The 16,568-nt window shown below is 32.6% G+C and carries 16 protein-coding genes; 5 read left to right on the top strand and 11 right to left on the bottom strand.

Translation table 11 applies throughout. The features are described from left to right. Window positions 1-88: 88 nt before the first annotated feature. The 3 genes from ACMHYH_RS04620 to miaA are packed head-to-tail and all read right to left on the bottom strand — an operon-like array spanning window position 89 to window position 4,281. Window positions 89-1,339: an aminotransferase class I/II-fold pyridoxal phosphate-dependent enzyme gene (locus tag ACMHYH_RS04620; protein WP_414840347.1), complete on the bottom strand. Its 1,251-nt coding sequence runs from the start codon at window positions 1,337-1,339 to the stop codon at window positions 89-91. Next, window positions 1,336-2,583 carry a GTPase HflX gene (hflX, locus tag ACMHYH_RS04615; RefSeq protein WP_414840161.1) on the bottom strand — a complete coding sequence of 416 codons (1,248 nt, stop codon included), beginning with the start codon at window positions 2,581-2,583 and terminating at the stop codon, window positions 1,336-1,338. The genes ACMHYH_RS04620 and hflX overlap by 4 nt, the downstream gene beginning before the upstream one ends. 27 nt (window positions 2,584-2,610) lie before the next feature. Beyond that, a complete protein-coding gene (gene miaA, locus ACMHYH_RS04610) occupies window positions 2,611-4,281 on the bottom strand; it encodes a tRNA (adenosine(37)-N6)-dimethylallyltransferase MiaA (RefSeq protein WP_414840160.1) in 1,671 nt (556 codons plus the stop codon). 297 nt (window positions 4,282-4,578) lie between these two features. Here miaA and ACMHYH_RS04605 point away from each other — a divergent pair, with 297 nt between their 5' ends. Continuing rightward, window positions 4,579-4,824 carry a hypothetical protein gene (locus ACMHYH_RS04605; RefSeq protein WP_414840159.1) on the top strand — a complete coding sequence of 82 codons (246 nt, stop codon included), beginning with the start codon at window positions 4,579-4,581 and terminating at the stop codon, window positions 4,822-4,824. 54 nt (window positions 4,825-4,878) lie between these two features. On the opposite strand, the gene ACMHYH_RS04600 is transcribed toward ACMHYH_RS04605, so the two are convergent. The 7 genes from ACMHYH_RS04600 to rpmG form a co-directional block, all read right to left on the bottom strand. After that, window positions 4,879-5,274 carry a rhodanese-like domain-containing protein gene (locus ACMHYH_RS04600; protein ID WP_414840158.1) on the bottom strand — a complete coding sequence of 132 codons (396 nt, stop codon included), beginning with the start codon at window positions 5,272-5,274 and terminating at the stop codon, window positions 4,879-4,881. Window positions 5,275-5,380: 106 nt separating this feature from the next. Beyond that, the gene (locus tag ACMHYH_RS04595; protein WP_414840157.1) at window positions 5,381-6,475 is read right to left on the bottom strand and encodes a hypothetical protein; all 1,095 of its coding nucleotides are present in this window, start codon (window positions 6,473-6,475) and stop codon (window positions 5,381-5,383) included. A 191-nt stretch (window positions 6,476-6,666) separates the two neighbouring features. After that, the gene (locus ACMHYH_RS04590) at window positions 6,667-7,647 is read right to left on the bottom strand and encodes an ROK family glucokinase (protein ID WP_414840156.1); all 981 of its coding nucleotides are present in this window, start codon (window positions 7,645-7,647) and stop codon (window positions 6,667-6,669) included. Between the two features lie 14 nt (window positions 7,648-7,661). Further along, complete coding sequence (locus tag ACMHYH_RS04585; RefSeq protein ID WP_414840346.1) at window positions 7,662-7,871, bottom strand: YqgQ family protein; 210 nt, start codon at window positions 7,869-7,871, stop codon at window positions 7,662-7,664. 17 nt (window positions 7,872-7,888) lie between these two features. Continuing rightward, complete coding sequence (locus ACMHYH_RS04580; protein WP_414840155.1) at window positions 7,889-8,587, bottom strand: rhomboid family intramembrane serine protease; 699 nt, start codon at window positions 8,585-8,587, stop codon at window positions 7,889-7,891. 256 nt (window positions 8,588-8,843) lie between these two features. After that, the gene (locus tag ACMHYH_RS04575) at window positions 8,844-9,404 is read right to left on the bottom strand and encodes a 5-formyltetrahydrofolate cyclo-ligase (protein ID WP_414840154.1); all 561 of its coding nucleotides are present in this window, start codon (window positions 9,402-9,404) and stop codon (window positions 8,844-8,846) included. 107 nt (window positions 9,405-9,511) lie between these two features. Then, complete coding sequence (rpmG, locus tag ACMHYH_RS04570; protein ID WP_034536796.1) at window positions 9,512-9,661, bottom strand: 50S ribosomal protein L33; 150 nt, start codon at window positions 9,659-9,661, stop codon at window positions 9,512-9,514. 230 nt (window positions 9,662-9,891) lie between these two features. Here rpmG and ACMHYH_RS04565 point away from each other — a divergent pair, with 230 nt between their 5' ends. Next, window positions 9,892-10,242 (top strand): hypothetical protein, encoded by a 351-nt coding sequence (locus ACMHYH_RS04565; RefSeq protein WP_414840153.1) that lies wholly within the window; start codon window positions 9,892-9,894, stop codon window positions 10,240-10,242. Between the two features lie 23 nt (window positions 10,243-10,265). Then, entirely contained in the window at window positions 10,266-10,838 is a 573-nt protein-coding gene (locus ACMHYH_RS04560) for a hypothetical protein (protein WP_414840152.1), read from the top strand. Window positions 10,839-10,886: 48 nt separating this feature from the next. On the opposite strand, the gene ACMHYH_RS04555 is transcribed toward ACMHYH_RS04560, so the two are convergent. Beyond that, a complete protein-coding gene (locus ACMHYH_RS04555) occupies window positions 10,887-12,995 on the bottom strand; it encodes a peptidoglycan D,D-transpeptidase FtsI family protein (protein WP_414840151.1) in 2,109 nt (702 codons plus the stop codon). Window positions 12,996-13,129: 134 nt separating this feature from the next. On the opposite strand from ACMHYH_RS04555, the gene ACMHYH_RS04550 reads away from it, so the two are divergent. Together ACMHYH_RS04550 and ACMHYH_RS04545 are read left to right on the top strand one after the other, a co-directional pair. Beyond that, on the top strand, window positions 13,130-15,901 hold the full coding sequence (locus tag ACMHYH_RS04550; RefSeq protein ID WP_414840150.1) for a YfhO family protein: 2,772 nt from the start codon (window positions 13,130-13,132) through the stop codon (window positions 15,899-15,901). Further along, window positions 15,894-16,532 carry a pentapeptide repeat-containing protein gene (locus ACMHYH_RS04545; RefSeq protein WP_414840149.1) on the top strand — a complete coding sequence of 213 codons (639 nt, stop codon included), beginning with the start codon at window positions 15,894-15,896 and terminating at the stop codon, window positions 16,530-16,532. Before ACMHYH_RS04550 ends, ACMHYH_RS04545 begins: the two co-directional genes overlap by 8 nt. The last annotated feature ends 36 nt before the right edge of the window (window positions 16,533-16,568 follow it).

Raw genomic sequence — 16,568 nt, 5'->3', positions numbered from 1 at the left:
ATAGCTAAGTAAGGAAAAAAATAAAATACACACGAATAACTAAAAATTAGTCACCCGTGTGCGTATTTTATTTCTACTATTTAATTTTTTAAAAAAATAATTCTGAAACTGCTGAACTAACAGCTAATTTAACATGTTCGTAAGTCAATCCACCTTGAACGTATAATGTATAAGGTGGACGAATGGGACCATCTGCCGTTAATTCAATACTGGAACCTTGAATAAATGTTCCTGCAGCCATGATTACATCATCCTCATAACCGGGCATATACGCACCAACTGGCGTTACGTGAGCATTTATCGGAGAATATTTTTGGATGGTTTGTGCAAACTGAATCATCCGTTCTTTATCATTCAACGAAATCATTTGAATTAAATCTGTCCGTTCATCATTCCATTTAGGGGAACTTTCTATCCCACATGACTCTAAAAGTGCAGCTGTATAAACAGCTCCTTTTAAAGCTTCACCAACAGCATGAGGAGCCATAAAAAAGCCTTGATACATCTCTTGTAAGCTATATAATGATGCACCTGCTTCACGACCAATTCCAGGAGAAGTTAATCTATAAGCACATGCTTCAATTAAATCTAACTTACCAACAATATATCCTCCTGTTTTGGCTAATCCTCCACCTGGATTTTTAATTAATGAACCAGCCATTAAATCGGCTCCTACTTCTATTGGTTCTTTTTGTTCAACAAATTCACCGTAACAATTATCAACAAAAACAATGACTGATGGATCAACAGATTTAACGAACTGAATCATTTCTTCAATTTTTTCGATTGTAAAGGATGGGCGATCTGCATATCCACGTGAGCGTTGGATAGCTATAACTTTGGTTGTTGCAGTCATTTTATCTCTTACTCGTTTTAAATCAACACTCCCATCTTCTAAAAGTTCAACATAGTCGTATCCCATTTGGTATTCTTTAAAAGAGCCAATCCCTTTTCCAGTCACACCAACAATTTCTAACAAAGTATCATAGGGTGTTCCTGTAATATACAATAAGTCATCACCCGGACGCATAATACCAAATAAGGCTGTTGCTATTGCGTGTGTACCAGAAATTATTTGTGGTCGAACAAGTCCTGCTTCTGCTTTGAATACGTCTGCGTAAACTTCTTCTAAAATATCTCGACCATAATCATCGTAGCCATAGCCTGTTGAAGGATTGAAATTTTGTTCGGTTACTTTTTTATCTCTAAAACTAGATAATACTTTAAACTGATTAGCTAAAGCATTTTCATGTATCTGTTCGTGAACAGGCTTAATCATTTCTTCCACACTTTTTATTCGATCATTTAATGCTGTATCATACTCGCTATTCCAACTCATTTTAATTGATTCTCTCCATTCCATTTCGAATCCTTTTTCATGTATCCTTTAACGAGATAATGATTGTCTTCTTCTATATATTCTTCTGATAGTACAATTGTTTCTTGTTTCAAACGAATTAATAGATGTCCTTCAGAAACGTTAATAGTCATCTGATAATCAATCATAATCGTTTTCATCCTATTTACAATCTCATCTAGTAAATTAGCTACATCAGCCTTATTTTTAGCCGACATCACTATATTTGGAAATAATCCTGGTGAAAAAGATGAATCAGCTAAGTCTTTTTTATTGTAGACGGTTAAAAATGGAATATGATCCATATCTAAGTCTTTTAATAATTTTACAACTGTTTTTTCATGTCCAACCATATTTTCAGCTGAAGAATCGACGACATGTAACAATAAATCAACAGTACGCGTTTCTTCCAGGGTTGATTGAAAAGCTTCTATTAGTTCGGTCGGTAAATCCTGAATAAATCCAACAGTATCGGTTAGTGTTACCTTAGTACCGGTTGGTAGTACTAGCTTCCTTGTTAAAGGATCTAAAGTGGCGAATAATTGGTCTTCTTCATGCGTATCTGCTTGAGTTAGAGCATTTAATAAGGTAGATTTTCCTGCATTAGTATACCCAATCAACCCAATCTGAAACACGCCACTTTCTTTACGTTGTGTTCGACTTCTATCGCGGTGCTTCCCAGTTTCTTTTAACGTTTTTTTAATATCATTGACTTGGTCACGAATATGACGACGATCTGTTTCTAGTTTTGTTTCACCAGGACCTCTTGTCCCAATACCTCCACCTAAGCGAGATAAATTTATTCCTTGTCCAGCTAAACGTGGCAACATATATTGAAGCTGAGCTAACTCCACTTGTAATTTTCCTTCTTTACTCTTGGCACGCATAGCAAAAATGTCTAAAATTAACTGAATTCGATCAATAATCTTTACATCAATGGACTCTTGAATATTCCTAGTTTGACCAGGAGTTAACGCTTGATTAAAAATCACTACATCAGCTTCTGTTTCTTCGACCAGATGAACCAACTCTTCTAACTTTCCTTTACCCAAAAATGTACGAGAGTCTACGCGCTCTCTTTTTTGTGTTAACACTCCAACAACTGTACCTAAAGCTGTTTCGGTTAATTGAGCCAGCTCATTTAGGGAATAATTGAAGTCAGAATCTGTTTCTCTCGTTTGAACTCCGACTAAGACAACTTTTTCTTGCTCTTTTTTTGTTTCCATCTCTCCAACCTGCCTTTCCTATTAAAACTAAATACTCAAAAAACACTTAATCTCTTGTTTCAATTTCTCTTTTGATTCTGGTTCATCTACTAAATCCCACCAACTGACATTTTTTGTGCGATTTTTGAACCAAGTCAATTGTCTTTTAGCGTATCTTCTCGAATTTTGTTGGATTTCAGTAATCACATTTTCAATTGTACCTTCGTTTTCAAAATATGGAATCCATTCTTTATAACCTATTCCTCGCATTGCCTGCGAGTCTTTTATATTTTGGTTATACAGCCATCTTGCCTCTGATTCAAGCCCTTGTTCCATCATTTTATAAACACGTTGATTGATTCGTTCATATAAAATAGAACGATCAGTGGTCAAACCAATTATTTTCACATCAAATAACAATTCTTTTTCTTCGCGCTCTCCTTGATAATTAGAAAAAAGAACTCCAGTAGTATGATGAACTTCTAATGCACGAATCACGCGTCTAACATTGTTTGCATGAATAGCTTTTGCTGAAACTGGATCTATTTTTTCAAGTTCATTCCACAGATAGCGCACTCCTAGTTTTTGTGCTTCAGACTCTTTTTTAGCACGAAAATCTAAATTACTTTCTCCGGTACCACCTAGACTGACATCATATAGAATAGATTCTATATAAAGTCCCGTTCCACCTACTATAATGGGCGTTTTACCTCTAGTTATGCAATCATAAATTAACTGTCTGCCTTTTTTTTGAAAATCAGATACTGAATAGCGATTGGTGACCGTAACTTCATCGATTAAATGATGGACTATTCCGTCTTGTTCAGCTAAAGATACTTTTGCCGTTCCAATATCTAATTTCTGATAAATTTGCATGGAATCTCCACTGATAATTTCACCATTGTATTCTTTTGCTAATTCAATACTTAAACTAGTTTTCCCAACTGCAGTAGGACCAACAACTACGAGTATTTTAGGCTTAACTCGTTGTCTCTCTTGTTGAATGGTAAGAGCTTTTTCAGGGAAGTCTGTAAAAATTCCAGCCACTTTTTTATCAAAACAATAGATTAAATCTTCCTCATTGTTGATTGTCCACAGTCGAATGGGCATCTCGAATTCTTCAGTTAAATAAGTGTTTTTAAACCATGCTAAATCAGTATGCCACATTTCAATAGGAATATTTTGTTCTAACACTGTTTTATTTTTTCCAGTTCCTTTAAACAGTAAAGCAATTTGAGCTTTATTTTCTATTTTTTTTAATCGGATGAGAGTCTGATAGTTAAAACTTGAAAAGACAATTGAAAAAAAATTCGATTGTTTTGAAAGTATCTCTACTACTTTTTTTTCAATCCCTGGATAAGAATAGTTATTTGTTTTAAACTCAACATTTAATAAACCTTTAAATGAATATCGATTTAATAAATCAACTACCTCTTTTAGAGTAGGAATAGTACACATTCCATAAATAGAATCGAACCAGCTACCCGTATCTAGTCGCTTCAATTCTTCTAAAGTAAAGTCTCGAACTAGTCCTTTTCCGTCACTTGTTCTGTTTACCGTTTCATCGTGTATGACAACTACTTTGCCGTCTTTAGTCAGATGAACATCTAACTCAATACCATCACTTCCTACTCGGATAGCTTCTTCAAAAGCAATCAGTGTATTTTCAGGATGAGTTCCTTTACTTCCACGATGAGCAATAATTTTGGTTTTCTCCATAATTTTATGCTGTTTAACTAATCTATTACTAATAAAATTAGTTAATAAAACAGCTCCTATTCTCCTCTCTATAAAACATTCTCTACTTATTATTTTCAAATAAATTTATTCTTTTTATACCACTAGTTAATGTATTATTTCAAGTTAAAAAAATCTCAATCAATAAAAAATAAGATAAAAGATAACATTTCTATTGTAACACAATAGCGTGAAAATTCAGTATGCCTAGATAAAAATAGTAAAACCTTTCCTCGTATTTATTTCAACTATAGCGTAAAATAAAGGAGTAAAGAAAGAATGGAGGGATACCCTATGTATCTAACACTTGAAGAAACTGCAGATTACTTAGATAGTGAAATCTCAGAAATTTATCGGTTAGTTCGTGAAAAGCAAATCCGCACTATATCAGATGGTGAGAACCTTTTAGTTAATAAACAACAATTTAATTTATATTTCAAATCATTAGAAGCCTATAAGGTAGAAATACAACACTACTTGAATGAATTATTACCAGAAGATGATAATATCAAGGATGAAGATTAAATTATTTCTCCAAACAAATAAAAAACCGTCTCTTTAAAAGAGACGATTTTTTATTTATTTATGTTTTTTAGTTTTACCTGTCCAATCACGGAAACCACCTTTTAGTCGGTATAATTCCGTGTAGCCGACTTTATGCAATCTGACAGCTGCTCTGCTGCTTAGTGTCTTATTGTAGTCATAAAGATAAACGGGTTGATCTTTTCTAATTTCAACCATTCTTGTTTTAAACAAAGAATAAGGAATGTTTCTAGCTCCAAGAATATGTCCAGCATCAAAATCATTTTTTTCACGTACATCTATTAATTGAACTCTTCGCATTTCTTTTTTAAATTCTTCTTCAGTCAGTTCTACTGATGCACGTTTGCGATTAAAGTATTGGAAAAGTTCATAACCACCCCAAACAATCACAATAACTAACAAAACAGCATTTAATATAACATTAATATTCAATTCATAGTGCCCCTCTCATCTCATAGTCACATGAATAATTGTACACAAGAGAAGAGTTTATTGCTAGTATTTTTTTTAAAAGATTAAGTTGATTCATTTTAAAAAATTATTCAGCTTCAATCAAAGGATACAACTCTTGTTCTTTTAGATCAATCATATATTCGTGACGCCAACCATACAAACAATACTTGCCATCTTTTGAGATACTAATAGGAGCATTATCAGGTAAATCGATAATAGACTCGCTTTTTTGAGAATTGAAGTCAAATTTACTGAGCTGAAATTGTCCTGAATTTACTTCTAATTGCGTCGGTTCCTTGGAAGTTATTCCATAAATAGCTTGTTCTCTACTTGATTGGGTTAAATAGGGGAAAATTAAACGATCATTCATTGAGACTTTTGGAATAGCTACAAAACCATTGTCCACCATAAATGGGTACTGCCTATTCAGTAACAACTCATCTTCATTAAAATCAGATGGTGAAAATGTAATAAAAGTATCATTATTTAAATAAAAATTTGTTACCTGGCTTCTAATTGGAGTTACTTTATTTGTACGAATATCTCCCATATATAATTCGCCAGTCTGCAATGAGAAATCATTTAAATTATCTACATACAGATAGAGATTTGCTGAATACCAAACAGGTGTTAGTGAACTGGACTCTACATTCGTTATTTTATTAGTATTGATATCCCAATTTTGTACAATCATTTCTTGTTCTTGTTTGTAATAAGAAATAAACAAGTTGTCTTGATTAACAGGATTCCAGTTTATGTTTAGATAGCCATTTGTCTTAATAGTTGTTTGCTGTTCAACTGTTCCCAAAAGATTCATTATTTTCAACTCTCGATTTTCATCATTAACCGTTTGAACAAATATTTTTTGTTGGTCAGTAGATATAACAGCTGTCAGTATGATTGCATCAACCTCGTATAAAATTGTCATTTCGCCACTAAATAAATCAAATAGATACAAAGTATCTTTATTTCCTTCTCCTGCATGAATAAGAACTTCTTCATTGGATACCCATCCGATAATTTTTCTGAAGTTTTCATATTCAAGAGGAAGTTCATGTAGAACTTGTTTTTTTTCTTTTTCTTCAGGAGTAGTTGACACCTTAGTGCAACCAACTAGAAAAAAGGCGCAAAAGGACAATGTTAACGCTGATTTCATCACAGTAGAGATCGTTATCTTCATATTTTCACCTTTTGTTTCCCATTATTAATAAGTTGGATGGTACCTACCTCTTTCCTTATTCACATACTCTTTAATTATAGCACAGCCTTTTTTCTTTAGCTTGTTTTAACCATTAATAAAATAAAACCATATCCAAAAAAATTAGAGTTAATGCTAACTTTTTTAAATACAGTTTTATTTTAAATCATTTTTTAAAGAGTCATTTTTTTAGATACTATTTCTTTTATTAATGAACTTGCACCAATAACACCAGCATCATTTCCTAGCTGTGCTAACCGGATCTCACAGCTATTTTGAACTGCTGGAAAGGTAAACGTGTTAAAATAATTCCGAATTTTATCAATTAAGAATTGACCGGCATTAGATACTCCGCCGCCAATTACTATTGTAGAAGGATTTAATATATTCGCTATGTTTCCACAGGCTAAGCCCAAATAAAAAGCTACTTTATCTACAACAATTAATGCTAATTCATCATTTTGTTTAGCAAATTCAAATACATCTTTAGCTGTTATTAGCTGACCATCATCAATGGCTAATTTTAATTTTGACTCTCCAGCATATTTATCTGCAAAATCTCGTGCCAAACGGACGACTCCCGTTGCACTTGCAACCGTTTCAAGACAACCATTTTTCCCGCAAGTACAGGCATAACCTTCAGGATCAACTGTTATATGCCCCACTTCACCAGCTGCACCAACTGTTCCATGAAGTAAGTCACCTCCTGCTACGATTCCGCCACCTACGCCAGTTCCTAAAGTTAAAAAGGCCATATTGTCTTCGTTCTCTCCTGCACCCTTCCAGCGCTCACCAAGAGCGGCTACGTTTGCATCATTGTCAATAGCAAAAGGAATACCAGTACCTGATTCTATTAATTTTTTGACTGGCTGCATTGCTTTCCAATTTAAATTATAGGCACCCACAACTGTACCATTTTTTCGATCGACTGTTCCTGGCGAGCCCATTCCAATTCCAATAAAATCGTCTTTCGACATATTGTAACGCTCAATGTGTTCATTAATTGAATCTACAATAGATGGGACTATTTTAGAGCCTTCTTCAGAAATGTCTGTTAAGACACTCCATTTTTTTTGTATTTCTCCTGTTTCAGTTAGTATTGCTAACTTAACTGTTGTTCCACCTAAATCAATTCCAATTAATTTTTTTGACATATTTTTATCCTCCATTATTTTCCATTTTCTTTCTCTATTTCTATCTGGTGTTCTTTTTTAAGAATCATTAGTGCTTTGAAATATTCATTGTCTTCAAGTAACCCTTGGCTGTGAATTTTTTTTAACTCAATCATCATTAACTCAATATCCCACATTCTTTTGCCAACATAAATAAAAATACCAAATCTTTTTAAAATTTGTTGGACATCATAGAGCGTCCTCAAAGAACCACCGCTTTGTATCATAAAACTAATTGAACTTTCCAATAACCTAAAGCAATCATCAGACCGATAGATAGAAGAAATAGCCCAGCGTATGATATTCTCTTTTTTAATACTGTTGATGATGTTTCTTTGACACTAATTGCTGTTGAAATGAGATAACCCCCAACAAATCCGCCTATATGACCGGATAAATCAATCGAAGAATCAAAAACACCAAAAACTAAATTAATAATGACTAAAGTTAAAAAGTTACGCGCCATCTGTTGAACAGCAGGATTGTACGGATAAAGTTTGCCTAGTACCAAAGAGGCGCCAAATAATCCGAAAATTGCTGTACTTGCTCCAGCTGAAATAGAATTATTAAATGCAAAACTTGCTACATTACCGGCAAAACCACTTAATAAATAAATTAATCCAAAACGCCAATGGCCAAAATAATTCTCTAATTCAATACCTAAAAAATATAAAATAACAGAGTTAATTAACAAATGCATCCAGCCTATATGTAAAAACATAGGTGTGATTAAGCGCCACCACTGTCCCCATACAATAAAAGGATTGAACTTTGCTCCGTATTCAATTAAAGTTGTTGTATTCGTGCTTCCGCCATTGAAAGTCATTAAGATGAATAACAAAATTTGAGTACTTAACAACAAGTACGTTAGTAAGGGTTGTCTAAAAAAACGCTTCATTTTCATTTGTGTCTGATAATCCAATAACTTCACTCCAATCTTTGATTTCTAACAGTTGAATAACAAAAAATGTTTTATATTTTTCAAAGAAACTATCGATTAATTATAGCATATAAATAAACGTTTTATGTTAAGAAGATAAAGACCATTCGTATTCTTCTCCAGCTCGTTTAAAAAAATAGCCTAAACAACTCAAAATGTAAGGTTAACACTAATAGTTTAAAATAAAACTCCTAAGCAGACAACCCTTTTATCTGCTTAGGAGTAAATTCATTCTATCTTATTTTATTTTACGAATTATCTTTTCTGTTGTAATCAAAAGATTAACAGGTATATCAAAAGAATCTACCTCGAATAGTCCTACTTGTTGCTCATTTAAGACTAATGAAACAGTCTCCCCTTCATAATTTGCTAGAAAGCGATCATAGTATCCTCCGCCAAAACCTATTCTAAATCCTGTCTCACAAAAAGCAACTCCTGGGACGATAATTAAATCAATATCTGACTTTAAAGTAGCGATCAAATGACGAGCAGGTTCTTTAAGTCCAAAAGAAGATACTTCTATCGGTGTATCTTTTTTGTAAACAACAAAATCCATTTTTCTATCTTTCTTAGTGCGAGGAATGACAACAATTTTATCTTCTGACCAAGCTTTTTCTATTATCTTATCAGTATTTAGCTCTAATTTTTGTGCCAGTGTTAATGCAATGATCTTTGACCTCTTCCACTCAGAAGTACCGATTAACGTTTTGATCAAAATTTCTTCCTGTTTTGCTTTTTGTTCACTATTTAGGCTTTTGAGTAGGCTAATAACCTGATTTCTGATTTTTTTTTTCTTCATAGTTGATTTTCCTCCTAAAAGAAAAAACGCTAAGAATATAGTATTCCAGCGTTTTTACTATTTTCGAAATGTATTATGAGACAAAAAAAACAACAGAAATTCTGTTGTTATTTTGTTTCACGATGTAAAGTAACAACACGTTCGCGAGGACAATATTTTTTAAATTCTACACGATCCGGATTATTACGTTTGTTTTTCTTTGAGATGTAATTACGTTCTTTACATTCAGTACATTCCAATGTGATATTTACACGCATGATTTTCCCTCCAAGCAATAAACAATAGTTGAAGTTACATTTCGTAAACTTCTGACTTAAATATCATAGCATTTTTTTTTGAAACATGCTAGTATTTTTTTAAAAGATGTAAAGTTTTTTTACTTTACGTCACTAAAATTTGTTAATAAAAAAATTTTTTTAACAACCTACTTTTATAAAGTGAAATATGTTAAAATTATATCGGAGTTTAAATAAAAGGGGTGAAAATAGTGGATTTATGGATAATAGTCATTATCTTGCTAGTCGTTGCCATAGCTTTAATTGGATGGTCTTTTTATAAAAAAGATAATGGCGAAGCAATAAAAGAGGAGTTTGAGGAACTTTCTCTACAATTATTACAAGATATTTATGGATTAAAAAAACGCGTTTCTATTCTTGAAAAAGAACTAAACATTCACACGGAAGAAAAAATTACATCAGTAAAAATTCACGATGTTCTTAAAAAGCACGTTATTACTCTTTACACACAGGGAGTTTCTACAGAAGATATTGCGAATCAAACAAGATTATCTAAAACAACAATCAATGTTGTCATAGACGAATACATTGATGAAAAATAAAAATAGAGCAAAGGAGTTTTCAAATGAGTAAACCAGCATTACGTTTTTTAGCACTTGGTTTCTTAATTTCTGCTATTGTTCTTGCAGGGTATCGCTCTTTCATATACGAATCCCAGCCAACCACTAAGGACTCGGTTGCTACTAAAGCAACAAAACCAAGTGAAGAAGAATTATTGTATAAAGAAAAATATGAAAAGTTATTGGCTGAAACAGAAGTTGCTGAACTAACCAAAGAAAATGAAGCAAGCTCTTCAGATGTTAAACCAGAAGAAAAACCAGAAGAAAAACCAGAAGAAAAACCAGCAGAGAAACCGGTGGAAAAACCAGTAGAAAAGCCAGTAGAAAAGCCAGTAGAAAAACCAGTAGTTGAACCAGTAAAACCTGCTGTAACAAAAGCAACTATCGTTGTAAACGATGGCGATCCAGGTAGTGTTGCAGTAGAACAAGTTAAAAATCAAGGCATTATTAAAGATTCTACTGAATTTGAAAATTTTCTTGAACAAAATGATTATATTTCATTTATTAGACCAGGTAGTTATGAACTGACTAGTGAAATGACTTATGAACAAATAGCTACTACCTTAATGGGACGTTAAAAAACTAACTTGTCTAGCCTATCATACTGGCTAAACAAGTTAGTTTTTTTATTCTTCTGCATTCTTTTGATTCGTTTGTGTATCTAAATTTTTATAAGCTCCTACTCTAAAGTAAGCATCTAAAACTTGACGTGCAATAGCCGTATTTTCTCTACTCGTATTAGGTAAAGGAAGATAAGGGACTACTACTGTAACAGCGATTTCAGGGTTATCAAAAGGTGCATATCCAATGAAAGTTCGGTTTTCGACCCTTGATCCTTTGCTGCTTTCAACTGGTCCATCATAAGGAGCCTCAGCTGTTCCAGTTTTACCACCAGCTTTGTATTCTGCACCAACAAATGCTGTTCTAGCTGAACCGTTAGCCCCGTTTACTACTTGATACATTCCTTCTTGAGCGCGATTAAATTCTGTTTTTCCAACATTAACTGTATTTAAGATAGTAGGTTCTAATTGAGTCTCTATAGCGCCTAAATTGCCTTCTTCATCTGTTCCTCTTATTTCATCGACAATTCTTGGTGCAATACGTTTTCCACCATTAGCAATAGTAGAAACATATTGAATCATTTGAATGGGAGTGTACGTGTCATATTGACCAAAAGAGAAGAAGAGCGGTTGTACACCTGTAATATCTTCACCAACAAATCCTATTCCTTCATTTGGCAAATCAATTCCTGTTTTCAACCCTAAGCCAAATTGTCCATAATACCCTCTCAATTTTTTAATTACTTCATTTCCATCAATTTTTAAATTTAATCCTGGGGCATAAGAAAACTGTCCACCCATACGCATAGCAATTTTAGACATGTAGACGTTTGATGAGCGTTCTAGTGCAGTAATATCATTTAAGGCTATGCTCCCACCTCTATTAAAAACTGAACTGATTGTATTACTACCTTTAAACTTTAAAGGTTCATCAACAAGTGTATTATCATTAAGGGTTAGTACACCATCCATATAGCCAGCTAATACTGTTGCCGGCTTAACCGTAGAACCCATTACATAAGCTGTATTAATAGTACCCAGAGCATGATCTTCTATTTCACCTGTCTTAGGATTTACTTTTTGTCCTGTCATGGCCATAATTTCGCCTGTATTAGGATCAGATGCAATGACGTATACTCTGTCATTTAAACCCTGTCGGTTTTGTGCGAGGGATTTATAGGCAATATCTTCAACTATTTTTTGGAAGTTCATGTCTATAGTTAAAACGAGATTATCCCCTTTTTTTCCGATGTAACTTTGAACAGAGTTAACAATGTCTCCATTTTGATTGGTCTCTGTAGCAGCTTTGGATTTTGATCCACTAAAAACTTGTTCGTATTCTAATTCTAAGTCGCTACTACCTACACGATCGTTTCTAGCGTATCCTTTTGCAAGATAAGTCGCTACTTTATTTTCTGGTAGACCTTTTGCTTCAGTTGTAACACTACCTAAAATACTTTCTAACGTATTGCCTTGGGGATACGTCCTGACCCAATCCGTTCCTGTATCTACTCCTGGTAAGCTCAGTAAATTTTCGCTCACTTTAGCTACTTCTTCATCGGTTACATTTTCACTTTTGATATTGATGGTCGATAACGCATACGTTCCATTCATTCTTTTAAAAATAGCCGCAGCTTCTTGTTCTTCATCCGAGAACTGGATATCCTCATCTGTTACGTAACTAATTTGTTTTTGATAAAACTCTGATCCAGTTAAAGCTAATTCTTTTTTTGATAAGCGCTTATTTAAATTCGTTTCATTCAAGGCAATCCAAAAATCTTGTAAATCTCTTTTAGATAAATCAAATTTTTCAGCAATTTCTAGTTGAGTTGTATGCGGCATTGCGATATACTGAGCTACTTTTTTTGCTAAGACTGCCATCTCTTTTGCAGATACTCCCTTACCTCTTGTATACGTTATCGCCTGCAATGGATTATTCCCTACTAGTTTACGGTATTGACTATCGTAAATTTCTCCACGAGGGACAGTTCCTGTTGCTAATGTCGTTTCTGTACGTTGGACTTGCGTTTCAAATTCTTCTCCTTGCACAATTTGCAAATAGCCCAAACGTAAAATAAGAGCTGCAAACAACAAAAAAACAGTGAAAAACAATAAGTTTAAACGAAAAGGGATATGTGACTTTTTCTTATTACTTTTCTTTTTATTCGATTTCAATCTGACACCATCCTATTCAACTTAACTTTGTCTATTGTAACAAATTGTATCAAAATTAACCATTGAATGACCAAAATTTTAATCATTCTTTAGTAATTTATGCTATTCTATAGATTAGATAACTACGTACTATTATGACTTATCCTAATGGAGTGATTATATTGCAATTTTCGATTAAAAATTTTTTTAAGAATCAATGGCCTCTGCTTTTAGCTTTTTTCATTCCCTGTACGATTCTTTCTATCATTTATATCGTACAAGGTGTTTATCCTTTCGGAAACAGTTCTCTAATGACTGTAGATTTAGGCCAACAATATGTTGATTTTTTTTCATATTATCGACAGACTTTTTATGAAGATCCTTCCAGTTTTTTCTATTCTTTTTCAAAATCAATAGGAGGAGATATGGTAGGCCTATGGGCATATTATTTAACTAGTCCATTTAATTTTATTTTTTTAATTTTTCCAAAAAACCAAATTTCTTTGGCTATTACCTGCTTAACTATTTTAAAAATTAGTTTAACTGGACTGAGTTTTGGTTGGTTATTAAAAAAATCATTTAATGGGCGTGGACTTATTTTAGTTGCTTTCTCTATTAGTTATGCTTTAATGGGCTACACGATTGTTAATCAATTAAATATTATGTGGCTTGATGGTCTTATTTTTTTACCCCTCATTGCATACGGTATTGAAGTTTTACTCTCAGAAAAAAAAGGACTCCTTTATTCTCTTTTTTTAGCATTGGCCCTGTTCTCAAATTATTATATTGCTTATATGATTTGTCTTTTTTTAATCAGCTATTTTTTCTTTCGTTTATTGGGAATGACTTATGATTCTAATCTATCATTTATAAAAAAAATTAAATTAAATTTATCTTCTATTCTATTATTTTTCTGGCATTCCTTACTTGGAGCTGGCTTGAGTGCTTTTTTACTTCTTCCTACTTTTTTTTCTCTTTTAGAAAGTAAAGCTAGTTACACCAAGTTAACATTTGATTGGGAAACGTCCTTTCCTTTTCATGAAATGTTATCTAAATTAATGATTGGAGCATTTAACTTCGAACAAATGCCTTCAGGGTATCCAAATATTTTTATAGGTAGCTTAGCCTTATTGTCTTTTTGTTTTTATTTTTTTAATCGATCTTTTCCTTTACGTGAAAGACTTTTCGGTTTAGTTCTCACACTCTTTTTCATTGTTTCAATGAACTTAAAAGCCTTTAATATCGTCTGGCATGCTTTGCAATATCCAATTTGGTATCCTTACCGCTTTTCTTTTGTTGTTTGTTTTTTTATGATTCTAAACGGATTTAGAAGTTTTATGAAAATGGACGGACTAAGACCTCTTGAAACTTTTTTCAGTCTAATTTTACTTGCACTAGTTGGAATAAATGTTTATCAAAATGAGTATGATTTTATCGAACCCATTCAAATTATAGTGACCATTGTATTTAGCCTTCTTATTATTTTTATGCTCATTATCAAACCAAAAAATTATAAATGGCTTCCTTTTTTATTTTTTTTAATAACTATTATTGAAATGGGAACAAATACTCAAATAGATTTATCTCGTTTAAGTTACGTTAAACAAAATTCTTTTTCAACGTATCAACATTTATTAAATGCTGATATTGAAACTATCAAAGATAAAGATACTGGTTTTTATAGAATTGAAAAAACATTTTCTAGATCTAAAAATGATAGCTTTCAAGCTAACTACCCTAGTGTTTCTCATTTTAGTTCTACTTTTGAAAAAGAACTGCCTACATTTTTTGGCCAACTTGGATTACCTGTTGGTGATGGTTTTGTGTCCTATTCAAATGGAACTTTGATTACGGATTCACTGTTAGGAATCAAATACTACATTAGCGAACAAAATGAACTGTATCGTTATTCTTTAAATGAAAATAACGTATTAGATAAGCCACCCTTTTTAGAAGAAAAAAAACAAAACAAACTATTTAATCCAGATTTCCAACTTTCTTTAATCCAGACTAAACCTGATTTACGTAGCTATCTACCTTTTAAAGAGTCTAGTAAAACGGTTATATATGAAAATCCTTATGCCCTTCCACTTTTATTTGGTAGCGATAGAAGCATCTTGACTGTTGAATCACCCAACGATAGGCCTATTCGATTCCAAGAAACAATTATACGGTCGTTGGCTGGATTACCTAATAAGACCGGTCTCTTTATTCCGACTGATTTCGATACAACTGTTTACCAAAATGTTTCAGTAACTCACTCTTTCAAAAATCAGTCTTATGTAAAACAAATTTTCAATAAAGAGGCATCTGTTACTTTCCAATTTAAACCTAAGACAAACGATTCTTACTATTTGACGCTAGATCCAGATATCAAGGAAGAGGATGTAACATTCTATTTAAATGGGATACCCTTTACTCAATACCCTACTTACCGTAATGTTTTAGTTTTAAACCTAGCACATCTCAATAAGGAAGATACCATTACCTTTAAAATTGCTCTGAAAAAATCAAGACTTTCTTTAGATAGTTTTGATTTATACCGACTTGATCAAGATGTTTTTTCTTCTACCATTAAAAAACTTCAAAAAAATAGTTTAACGATTAAAAATCAAAGCAACACGCTGATAGAAGGTGCAATTGAAATTCAATCGGATCAAGAACTTCTTTTTACTTCTATTCCTTATAGCAAAGGCTGGTCTGCTTTCATAGATGGAGTACCTGTTGAGACTAAAAAAGCTTTAAATAGTCTCTTAGTCGTACCAATAAAACCAGGAGTACATTCAGTAAGCTTGAAATACCGAACTCCTTGGTTAAAAGAAGGTATTATTTTAACCAGTATTGCAGCGGGTATACTAACTATTTCATATTTAATAGAAATGAAATTTTCAAATAAAAGTAAAGATAAAGGGAGTTATAATGATTAATAAACACACAATTAAATCACCTAAATTATCTTCTAATTTATCTCCCAGTGACTTTGAATCCTTAGAAGATGAAAGCTATTATACTGGAGTGGTTTTTAAAGATTGTACACTTACCGGTAGTTCTTTTGAAAAAATTTGTTTTAAAAATGTATCTTTTATAAATGTTCATTTTAAACAATGTATTTTTCACCAAATTGAAATGATTGATGTCCATTTTGATAATTGTGACATTAGCAATACAGAAATGATTGAGTCCATTATTCAACGTACTCATTTTTCGAATACTAAGCTAGTTGGAACAAATTTTGCCGAATCCTCATTGATGGACGTATTATTTTCAGGATGTTTTGCCAACTATAGTTCTTTTAGTTACGGTTCTTTGAAACAAGTACGTTTTGAAAAGACTAGTTTAGTAGAAAGTGATTTTTACGAATTAAAATGGAAAAATCTTGATTTTAATCGTTGTGAATTAGATGGAATTAACTTACTACAAACAAATTTAAATGCATTAGATTTAAGTTCTTCTACCTTCGAAAGGATAGGAATTTCCCTTGATTTACTAAAAGGGCTTACGCTAAGTAATGTACAAGCCTTAGTTATAGCAAATGCTTTAGGTATCACAATAAAATAAAAAACTCAAGAAATGACTAGTCATTTCTTGAGTTTT

Origin of the sequence: Carnobacterium sp. TMP28, assembly GCF_047553015.1 — a bacterium.
Lineage (GTDB): Bacteria > Bacillota > Bacilli > Lactobacillales > Carnobacteriaceae > Carnobacterium_A.
The sequence above is the reverse complement of the archived record's forward strand: the minus strand, read 5'-3'. Positions and strand labels throughout refer to the sequence as shown.

Bases quoted from the DNA above. Each gene is read 5' to 3' on its own strand.
- ACMHYH_RS04620 (WP_414840347.1), bottom strand. From the start codon at position 1,339: ATGAGTTGGAATAGCGAGTATGATACAGCATTAAATGATCGAATAAAA.
- ACMHYH_RS04560 (WP_414840152.1), top strand. From the start codon at position 10,266: ATGAGTAAACCAGCATTACGTTTTTTAGCACTTGGTTTCTTAATTTCT.
- ACMHYH_RS04590 (WP_414840156.1), bottom strand. From the start codon at position 7,647: ATGTCAAAAAAATTAATTGGAATTGATTTAGGTGGAACAACAGTTAAG.
- hflX (WP_414840161.1), bottom strand. From the start codon at position 2,583: ATGGAAACAAAAAAAGAGCAAGAAAAAGTTGTCTTAGTCGGAGTTCAA.
- rpmG (WP_034536796.1), bottom strand. From the start codon at position 9,661: ATGCGTGTAAATATCACATTGGAATGTACTGAATGTAAAGAACGTAAT.
- ACMHYH_RS04575 (WP_414840154.1), bottom strand. From the start codon at position 9,404: ATGAAGAAAAAAAAAATCAGAAATCAGGTTATTAGCCTACTCAAAAGC.
- ACMHYH_RS04550 (WP_414840150.1), top strand. From the start codon at position 13,130: ATGACTTATCCTAATGGAGTGATTATATTGCAATTTTCGATTAAAAAT.
- miaA (WP_414840160.1), bottom strand. From the start codon at position 4,281: ATGGAGAAAACCAAAATTATTGCTCATCGTGGAAGTAAAGGAACTCAT.
- ACMHYH_RS04595 (WP_414840157.1), bottom strand. From the start codon at position 6,475: ATGAAGATAACGATCTCTACTGTGATGAAATCAGCGTTAACATTGTCC.
- ACMHYH_RS04545 (WP_414840149.1), top strand. From the start codon at position 15,894: ATGATTAATAAACACACAATTAAATCACCTAAATTATCTTCTAATTTA.
- ACMHYH_RS04605 (WP_414840159.1), top strand. From the start codon at position 4,579: ATGGAGGGATACCCTATGTATCTAACACTTGAAGAAACTGCAGATTAC.